The organism is Microcoleus sp. B7-D4, from assembly GCF_036705125.1.
Taxonomy (GTDB): domain Bacteria; phylum Cyanobacteriota; class Cyanobacteriia; order Cyanobacteriales; family Microcoleaceae; genus Microcoleus.
In genome coordinates this window covers 1-2,616 of the sequence record NZ_JAUBTT010000228.1, presented here as the reverse complement: position 1 = coordinate 2,616, position 2,616 = coordinate 1, and the positions used below count along the sequence as shown (strand labels likewise).

General features: G+C 43.6%; 1 protein-coding gene and 1 pseudogene. Both read right to left on the bottom strand.

What is annotated here, in order from left to right:
- Positions 1 to 664: 664 nt before the first annotated feature.
- Complete coding sequence (locus QUB12_RS37015; RefSeq protein ID WP_333311065.1) at positions 665 to 2,248, bottom strand: restriction endonuclease subunit S; 1,584 nt, start codon at positions 2,246 to 2,248, stop codon at positions 665 to 667.
- Positions 2,245 to 2,616: pseudogene (locus QUB12_RS37010) on the bottom strand (SAM-dependent methyltransferase); the annotation flags it as partial. The pseudogene QUB12_RS37010 and the gene QUB12_RS37015, both read right to left, overlap by 4 nt.

Sequence of the window (2,616 nt, the reverse complement as noted above, 5' to 3'; positions counted from 1 at the left end):
AAAGCTCACTGGTAGCAATAGCAATGTTCAGCGATATATTTATACCAAAATATAAAAAACTTCTCAAATAAAGAGGAGCGTTTGTATGGTAGAGCCACAACACGCTCAGTATTGAACAAAAATTCAATTAGGCAAACGATCGCCCTCGCAGTTTTAGCAGACTTAGCAAACTCAACAAATACTTTTCGATGCAGTATTCGGGGTAAATGAGCAGTCGAACAGAAACTTACGCTAAGGAATTGATTAGTCGTTTTGAATACTGCGATCGCCTCTTATAAACCTGTACCAATTGATCTGTCTGAAATTTAAAAGCCTCAAATCCTTACTGTGCCGTACAAAAAAGCTGTACCAAAAAATCTATGCTTTAATTGGTACAGTTTAATTTTCAACTCTTTAAGTTTTTGATAGACAAAAATAGTAGTTCCCAGAATGTTTATCCAGTAATACTTTCAGCCTTAGCGTAAGTTTCTGTACGACTGCTCATTTACCCCCGGGAGTCACTGCGCTGCTGGGCTTGAGTAAATTGTCTGGCGATCGCAAATACTATCACGGCTGCACCCACGATGACCCGAGCCAATACCCCTTTTCTAAACGTTTTGAATAGCATGAGATTCTGACGCAGTAATTGTTCTGAGTAATGGCGGCTTTGACGCGAGCTACAGGGTTACTCGAATCCCGGTAAGCTCAATTGTTTCGGTTCTGTGGCTTCAGGTTTTGCCTTGCAGCTTTTCTTTTCAGTTTTACCTTTTGCCTTTTTCTTTGTATCCAACTTCTCCCATTCGGCGCGAATGCGTTCTAAGAGGACGGAGGCGGGTTCATCGTTGGGGTTTTGGGGAACCAATTCGCCTCGGAAGGCTTTGGTAAGGATGGATTGATTGAGTTTGTCTAGGTAGGCTTTAGCTTCTTGGTATTGTTGCTCAATTTGCTCGGCAGTTTTGAAAAATAGTTCAACACGGCGGACGATTTCTTGTTGTTCAGCTAGCGGTGCAACGGGATATGGAGCAGACATCAATGCAGCCTGAGTTAACTTTCTTCTCCCTGTAGAACCAGATGTCAAAGGGATGAAGGGATAGAACATTAATGAGTAATTAACATAGTCAATTTCAACGCCATCTGTTGCTCGAAGCACATGAGCATGGTTATTCACCCATGATTTTCCAGAAATCTTATAGCAGAATGGTTTTGTTCGACCAATAAAAGTTTCATCTTCAACTACAACCACAAGAGCTTCATCAAATATATAATCATCAATCCAACCCACTTGACCATTAGCACCATAATAAGGAATATCACCTATCCGTTTTTCACGTTCATCCTTATTAATAGGAACACGCATTTTATCAAGACATTCAGCCACATCACCAATAGTTACCCAACTCCACTGGGTAGGTATTACTGATTTTTCAAAAACGCTTGGGTTGTTTACAGGTAAAAATTCTTTATATTTCTCCTTCCACTTATCATCTTTGGGCGTTTTCCCCTGAGCTTTCATCTTCTCCAGTTCAGCTTCTTCCCAACGGCGACGGCGTTCAGCACGAATGCGCTCTAACAGAACTGATGCAGGTTCAACATCAGGGTTTTTCTCTCGCCAATCAGCGGTGAGGTCGCCACGGAAAGCGGCGGCGAGGACTGATTGACGGAACTGGTCTAAGAGGACGGGAATCGCCTCAAGTTCCTCCTTCACCCGCTGGCTCCGAGCCTTCAACGCCTCAATTTTGGCAACTATGCGGCGTTGTTCGTTGAGGGGAGGTAGTGGTAAATTAAACTTCTCTATTTGAGAAGTGAACATGTGTTGTATTAAACTGCCTGTGTTCAGGCTATCAACAAACTTTCTAAATAAGCGCGATTTAAACAGCCATAAAAGATACCTGGGAGGTATCTGGATTGGAGTCAGACGAGCAATCCGTTGATTTAGAAGACAATACTCGGATTTTTCTGTAAGGCATATACGTCCTAGAAACTCATCTTGAAGCGATTGAGCCGTCAAGTTTATGATTAACTCTTCAGAGCCAACAATATAGGATGGAAACTCCTTTGCATATTGCTCTGGTAAATACCGTGTATTTTCCTCCGTCCAAAGAACGTTACCGCTCTTGTGAAGATTACCGGGACGGAGTAATTTAACACCACTTGACTGATATTCCTTACTGGGAAAAGCACGTCCATTCTGACAAAACCCTATTTGTTCCCAGCTTACCCATACCCAGCCTGTAGGAAGTTCTGGCAAATTATCTCTATCCTCAGTCACGCTATTTCTTCACCTTCTAATAATTCCGACAGCGCTTCCATCTCCTCCATCGCTGTCTGCAACCTTAGCATAATCTCAGCCGCGATCGCATCCGGTTCCAGCAACCCATCCTCCGACTGCAAACTCTCATCCCTTAACCAGGAAATATCGAGATTACTCCCCCGCTTGGCAATTTCCTCACGGGTAAAACAGCGCCATCGCCCCGTTTCTCCTTGGTCAACACGCCTACTCTTCCCATTCGGGTCATCCCCATACGCCAATTCAAACTCATTAAAATGCGATCGCATCAAAGGTATCCGCTTCCCGAAACTGGGCATATTCGTCCGCAGGTCATACACCCACACTTCCTTAGTATTGCCCTTCTCCGT